At 64.5% G+C, this 6,447-nt stretch carries 5 protein-coding genes; 4 read left to right on the top strand and 1 reads right to left on the bottom strand.

Annotation, left to right across the window (positions count from 1 at the left end):
• Window positions 1-157 precede the first annotated feature (157 nt).
• From NKJ08_RS26095 to NKJ08_RS26080, 4 genes are all read left to right on the top strand, one after another.
• On the top strand, window positions 158-1,699 hold the full coding sequence (locus NKJ08_RS26095; protein ID WP_352526821.1) for a sugar ABC transporter ATP-binding protein: 1,542 nt from the start codon (window positions 158-160) through the stop codon (window positions 1,697-1,699).
• Window positions 1,696-2,673, top strand: coding sequence for an ABC transporter permease (locus NKJ08_RS26090; RefSeq protein ID WP_352526820.1), 978 nt, complete (start codon window positions 1,696-1,698; stop codon window positions 2,671-2,673). The genes NKJ08_RS26095 and NKJ08_RS26090 overlap by 4 nt, the downstream gene beginning before the upstream one ends.
• Window positions 2,670-3,671 carry an ABC transporter permease gene (locus tag NKJ08_RS26085; protein ID WP_352526819.1) on the top strand — a complete coding sequence of 334 codons (1,002 nt, stop codon included), beginning with the start codon at window positions 2,670-2,672 and terminating at the stop codon, window positions 3,669-3,671. The genes NKJ08_RS26090 and NKJ08_RS26085 overlap by 4 nt, the downstream gene beginning before the upstream one ends.
• Before the next feature lie 67 nt (window positions 3,672-3,738).
• Window positions 3,739-5,106 carry an FGGY-family carbohydrate kinase gene (locus NKJ08_RS26080; RefSeq protein WP_502896015.1) on the top strand — a complete coding sequence of 456 codons (1,368 nt, stop codon included), beginning with the start codon at window positions 3,739-3,741 and terminating at the stop codon, window positions 5,104-5,106.
• Between the two features lie 37 nt (window positions 5,107-5,143).
• Here NKJ08_RS26080 and NKJ08_RS26075 read toward each other — a convergent pair whose 3' ends face one another.
• Window positions 5,144-6,394: a D-amino acid dehydrogenase gene (locus NKJ08_RS26075; RefSeq protein ID WP_352784028.1), complete on the bottom strand. Its 1,251-nt coding sequence runs from the start codon at window positions 6,392-6,394 to the stop codon at window positions 5,144-5,146.
• Between the last annotated feature and the right edge of the window lie 53 nt (window positions 6,395-6,447).

The raw sequence follows: 6,447 nt of genomic DNA, 5'->3' as shown, positions 1-6,447 counted from the left end.
CCCCTCCCCTTGGCTTGTTTGGGGGGGGGGGTGGTTTTGTTATAAACTTCTCTGGTAAAAAAATTTTTTTTCTCGCTCGCCCCACCCCCGGGGGGGGGGGGGGCCCCCCCCCCCCCCGCGTCTTCCACCGGACCACATTTCAGGGCTTGATACGATTATGGACACGACAGCCCAACACGAAATGGCGAAGGAAGCGCCTTTGTCTTCCGGGCCGCGCCTGACCCTGTCCGGCATCAGCAAAAGCTTTCCCGGCGTGCGCGCGCTGCATGATGTCAGCCTGGCGCTCTATCCCGGCCAAGTGACCGCGTTGATCGGCGAGAACGGCGCCGGCAAGTCGACGCTGGTCAAGATCATGACCGGCATCTACCAGCCCGATGCGGGCACCATCAGCATCGACGGCCAGCCCGTCGCCTTGCCCAGCGCCCATGCCGCCTTCGGGCACGGCATCACCGCCATCCATCAGGAAACAGTGCTGTTCGACGATCTGACAGTGGCTGAAAACATCTTTCTCGGCCATGCGCCGCGCACCCGTTTCAAGACCATCGACTGGCGCACGATGCGCAAGAATGCCCGCGAGGTGCTGGATACGATGGGCGCCGGCCATATCGACGCCGACGCCAGGCTGAAGGACCTCGGCATCGCCAACAAGCATCTCGTGGCGGTTGCCCGCGCCATGTCGATCGACGCGCGGATCGTCATCATGGACGAGCCGACGGCAGCGCTTTCGATGAAGGAGATCGAAGAGCTTTTCCTGCTGATCGAATTCCTCAAGAGCGACGGCAAGGCGATCCTGTTCATCAGCCACAAATTCGATGAGATCTACCGTATCGCCGACCGCTATACCGTGTTCCGCGATGGCGAGATGGTCGGCGAAGGCCTGATCAAGGACGCCGGCCAGAGCCAGATCGTGCGCATGATGGTCGGCCGCGCCGTCGATCACATCTTCCCGCAGCGCAAGGCGGAGATCGGCGCGCCGGTGCTTGCCGTCTCCGGCCTGTCGCACCCGACCGAGTTCGACGATATCGGCTTCGAGCTGCACAGAGGCGAGATCCTCGGCTTCTACGGCCTTGTCGGCGCCGGGCGCAGCGAGGTGATGCAGGCGATATCAGGCATCACCCGCACCAGCCGCGGCACGATCGCGCTGGAGGGCAAGGCGATCGCGCCGAAATCGGCGGCGGATTCGATCGATGCCGGCATCGTTTACGTGCCGGAGGAGCGCGGCAAGCAAGGCGTGGTGATCGGCTTGCCGATCTTCCAGAATGTCTCGCTGCCCTCGCTCAAGCGCACCTCCAAGTCAGGCATGTTGCGGCTGGCGGAGGAATTCGCGCTCGCCCGCTCCTACACCGAGCGGCTCGACCTGCGCGCCTCCTCGCTCAGCCAGGACGTCGGCACGCTGTCGGGCGGCAACCAGCAGAAGATCGTCATCGCCAAATGGCTGGCGACCGCGCCCAAGGTGATTATTTTGGACGAGCCGACCAAGGGCATCGACATCGGCTCAAAGGCAGCCGTGCACGGCTTCATGGCCGAACTCGTCGCGCAGGGCCTGTCGGTGATCATGGTGTCGTCCGAACTGCCGGAAATCCTCGGCATGTCCGACCGCGTCGTCGTCATGCGAGAGGGCCGCATTGCCGCGGTCTACGACAACAAGGGCCTCGACGCAGAAACGCTGGTCAGGACGGCAGCGGGGATCGCGGCATGAAGGCATTTCTCAGATATCGCGAGGTCTGGCTGCTCGCGGCAATCGCCGTGCTGATCGGGCTGATCTCGATGCGTTTTCCGGGCTTTGCCGCTCCCGGCAATCTGCGCCAGGTGTTCAACGACACCTCAATCCTGATGATCCTGGCGCTCGGCCAGATGGTTGTCATCCTGACCCGCTCGATCGACCTGTCGATGGCATCCAATCTCTGCTTCACCGGCATGGTGGTGGCGATGCTGAACGCCGCGCATCCGGCAATCCCGATCCCGCTGCTGATCGTCGCGGCACTTCTTGTCGGGCTGGTGCTCGGCGCCCTCAATGGCCTGCTGGTGTGGCGGCTGAACATTCCCTCGATCGTGGTGACGCTTGGCACGCTTACCATCTACCGGGGCGCCACCTTCGTCATATCAGGCGGCGCCTGGGTCAATGCCGACCAGATGAGCCCTGAGTTCATCGGCCTGCAGCGCGCGGCATTCCTCGGCATACCGATCCTGTCATGGATCGCCCTGCTGGTCATCGCCCTGTTCTTCCTCGTGATGACACGCACCGCGCTCGGCCGCTCGATCTACGCCATCGGCGTCAACCCGACCGCATCGGTCTATGCCGGCATCGATGTCGGCCGGACGAAATTCATCGTCTTCTGCATCTCGGGGATGATCGGCGGCCTCTGCGGTTATCTCTGGATTTCGCGCTACGTCATCGCCTCGGTCGAGGTCGCCAACGGCTATGAGCTCAACATCATCGCCGCCTGCGTCATCGGCGGCATCTCGATCGCCGGCGGCATCGGCTCGGTCGGCGGCGCGGTGCTCGGCGCGCTGTTCCTCGGCATCATCTCCAACGCGCTGCCGGTGATCAACATCTCGCCCTTCTGGCAGATGGCGATTTCGGGCAGCGCCATCATCCTGGCGGTGGTGCTCAACGCGCGCGGCGAGCGCCGGCAGGGCCGCATCATCCTCAAGAAGGCGGAAGCGGCATGACCGATACCCCTGCCCCACGCCATATTCCCGACCGGCTCGACAAGCCGCTGACGTCGGCGATCTTCTCATGGGAGGCGCTGCTGGTCGTCGTGGCGGTTGCCATCTTTGCCGTCAACAGCTTTGCCTCGCCCTACTTCCTCGACGCGTGGTCGCTGTCGGACCTGACCTTCAACTTCACCGAAAAGGCGCTGATCGCGCTGGCCATGGCGCTGCTGATCATTTCCGGCGAGATCGACCTGTCGGTCGCCGCGATCATCGCGCTGGCCTCGACGATGATGGGCATGGCGGTGCAGGCCGGCGCCGGCACGCCGACCCTGGTGGCAATCGGCATCGTCGTCGGGCTCGGCTGCGGCGCCTTCAACGGGCTGCTCGTCACCAGGCTGGGCTTGCCGTCGATCGTCGTCACCATTGGCACGATGAGCCTGTTTCGCGGCATCGCGTTCATCATTCTCGGCGACCAGGCCTACAAGGGCTATCCCTCGAGTTTCGCCTTCTTCGGCCAGGGCTATGTCTGGTGGGTGGTGTCGTTCGAACTGACGCTTTTCCTGATCGCAGCAGTCGTCTACTGGTTCCTTCTGCACCGGACGAGCTTCGGCCGTCGGGTCTTTGCCATCGGCAACAACCCGGTCGCGGCGCAGTTTTCCGGCGTGCGCGTCGGCCGCATCAAATTCATCCTGTTTTGCCTGACCGGCTTGATGGCGGGCATCGCCTCGGTGCTGATCACCTCGCGGCTCGGCTCGACCCGGCCGTCGATCGCGCAAGGATACGAGCTGGAAGTCATCACCATGGTGGTGCTCGGCGGCGTCAGCATCCTCGGCGGCGCAGGCAGCATTCTGGGCGTCGTGCTCGCCGCCTTCATCATGGGGCTGGTGACCTTCGGCCTTGGCCTGCTCAACGTGCCGGGGATCGTCATGTCGATCTTCATCGGCCTGTTGCTGATCATCGTCATCGCGCTGCCCATCCTGTGGCGGCGCGTGCGGCGAGAGCGCTTTGCCTAGATCAGGCCCGACAAGAGCCAGTGGGGCAGCGCCGCTAGTGACGATGTTGCATAATGGAGTGACTGATATCCAACACGTCGCCGTCATCGATATCGGCAAAACCAACGCCAAGGTGGCGCTGGTCGATCTTGCCACATCAAGCGAAGTGGCGCTGCGCCGGGTGGCGAACGAGCCTGTTCGACAAGGCCCGTACCCGCATCACGACGTCAAGCGGTTGTGGGCGTTTATCCTCGGCAGCCTAGCCGAGATCGATCGCGAGCAGCGCATCGATGCGATATCGATCACCACCCATGGCGCAACGGGCGTGCTGGTGGACGCATCAGGCGAACTGGCGCTGCCGGTGCTCGATTATGAATTCGACGGGCCGGACGCCCTCGCCAGGGACTATGACGCGATCCGCCCGCCCTTCACCGAGACCGGAACGCCGCGCCTGCCGGTCGGCCTCAATCTCGGCGCGCAGTTGTTCTGGCAGCAGAAGCGCTTTCCGGCGGATTTCGCAAGAACCGCCGCGATCCTGATGTACCCGCAATACTGGGCCTTGCGCCTGACCGGCGTCGCCGCCAGCGAGGTAACCTCGCTCGGCTGCCACACCGATCTATGGAATCCGTGGAAAGCGGATTTCTCCTCGCTGGTCGAGCGGCTGGAATGGCGCGGCCTGATGGCGCCGGTACGGCCGGCGAAGGACCGCTTGGGCCCGATCCTGCCTGCCCTCGCCCGGCAAACCGGACTCGATCCGCAAACGCCGGTGTTCTGCGGCCTGCATGATTCCAACGCATCGCTGCTGCCGCATCTCCTGTCCGACCAACCGCCTTTCTCCGTCGTCTCGACCGGCACCTGGGTGGTGTCGATGGCCGTCGGCGGCAGCAAGGTCCTGCTCGACCCGGCGCGCGACACGCTGGTCAATGTCGACGCGCTCGGCGATCCCGTGCCGTCGGCGCGCTTCATGGGCGGCCGCGAGTTTTCCCTGCTGACCGAAGGCCAATCGGAGGACTGGACCGAAGACGATGTCGCCGCGGTGCTCGCGCGCAAGACCTCGCTGCTGCCTTCGACCCAACAGGGTTCGGGGCCGTTCCCGCATCACGCCGCCGCGTGGCTCAATGCCGAAGGTATGACCGACGGCCAGCGCTTTGCTGCCATCTCCTTCTATTTGGCGCTGATGACCGCGACGAGCCTCGATCTGATCGGCGCGGACGGTCCCACCATCGTCGAGGGGCCCTTTGCCCGCAACCGGCTGTTCACCCGCATGCTGGCGGCGGCGACGGCGTGTGGTGTCATTGCCTCCGAGGCCGCCACCGGCACCAGCATCGGCGCCGCCTTGCTGGCGTCGGACCAAGGGACGGCGCAAGACAGAGGCGAAAGGACCGAGCCACCGGCCGATCCAAGCTGGGCGAGCTACGCGCGCTCCTGGCAGGCGGCAGTCGCTGCGCAAGGCTGACCGTCGAGATCATGGCGCCCAGCGGTTCAGGCCGTTGCTAGCCGGCGTAGACCAGCCCTTGTGGATCGATCTCCGGCTTGCGGCGGGCGACTATGTCGGCGAGGAACATTCCCGAGCCGCACGCCATAGTCCAGCCGAGATGGCCGTGGCCGGTATCGAGGTAGAGATTCTCGTACCGAGCCCGGCCGATGACCGGCACCGAACTCGGCATCATCGGGCGAAGTCCAGCCCAGAGCTCGGCCTTGCTCTCGTCGAATGCCCCGGGAAAAAGCTCCTTGCCGGTCTTGAACATGGCGGCGAAATCGCTTGGCCGGTGGCTGCGGTCGAAGCCGGTGAATTCCGCGGTCGAGGAAAGCCGCAAGCGGTTGCCGAGCCTGGAATAGCCGATCAGCCGATCCTCGTCGGCGCCGCCCATGGTCGGCCCCTTGCTTTCGTCCTCCAGCGGGATGGTCGCGGTGTAACCCTTCACGGGATAGACCGGCAGGTCGATGCCGTAGCGGCGGCCGAGCAGGCCACTCTCCGGCCCCATCGAGATCACCACCGCATCGCCGGTCACCGGGCCGGCCGAGGTCATGACCGCGCGCACTCGGTCGCCCTCGATATCGAGGCCTTCGACAGTGGTGCCGTAGAGGAATTGGACGCCGAGTTTTTCGGCGGCATAGGCAGCGAGGTTCCGCGTGAACTGCCTGGAGTCGCCGGTCTGGTCGATCGGCGAATAAACGCCGCCGGCTGTTTTGTCCTTGGCGCCGGCAAGGCCGGGCTCAAGCTCGACCAGCCGGTCGCGGCCGACGATCTCGATCGGCAGGCCATGTTCGGCGAGATAGCGGTAATTGTCGGTGCCGGTATCGAAACTCTGCTGCGAGCGGAAGAAATACAGAATGCCCTTCTTGCGTTCGTCATAGTGGATGCCGGTCTCGGCGGAGATGGCGTTGATGCAGTCGCGCGAATAAAGCGCCAGCCGCAGCTTGATCTCGGTGTTGGCATGCATGCGCTTATGCGTACACTGGCGCAGGAAACGCAGGCTCCAGGCGAAGAAATAAGGATCGAAGCGCAGCCGCACCTTGATGCCGAGATCGTGGTTGTAGAGGCCGCGCAGGAACGTCTTCAATGCGGCGGGCGAGGCCCAGGCGGTGGCGTCCCCGGGCGACACAAGGCCGGCATTCGACTGGCTGGTGCCGCGCGCCGGTGCCGGATGGCGCTCGATCACCGTCACCTCATGGCCGTCGCTGGCCAGATAATAGGCAGCCGCCGTGCCGACGACGCCGGCTCCAAGCACCGATATTTTCATGCCGCCCCCAAACGAACGCTCCACGCCCAGCCGTGAAGGCCTCAATAGCGCTT

The sequence above is a fragment of the Mesorhizobium sp. M0244 genome (genome assembly GCF_040321795.1).
Lineage (GTDB): Bacteria > Pseudomonadota > Alphaproteobacteria > Rhizobiales > Rhizobiaceae > Mesorhizobium.
This window is presented reverse-complemented; position numbering and strand designations above follow the sequence as displayed.

Coding starts and splice junctions, on each gene's coding strand:
- NKJ08_RS26095 (WP_352526821.1), top strand. CDS start 158: ATGGACACGACAGCCCAACACGAAATGGCGAAGGAAGCGCCTTTGTCT.
- NKJ08_RS26090 (WP_352526820.1), top strand. CDS start 1,696: ATGAAGGCATTTCTCAGATATCGCGAGGTCTGGCTGCTCGCGGCAATC.
- NKJ08_RS26085 (WP_352526819.1), top strand. CDS start 2,670: ATGACCGATACCCCTGCCCCACGCCATATTCCCGACCGGCTCGACAAG.
- NKJ08_RS26075 (WP_352784028.1), bottom strand. CDS start 6,394: ATGAAAATATCGGTGCTTGGAGCCGGCGTCGTCGGCACGGCGGCTGCC.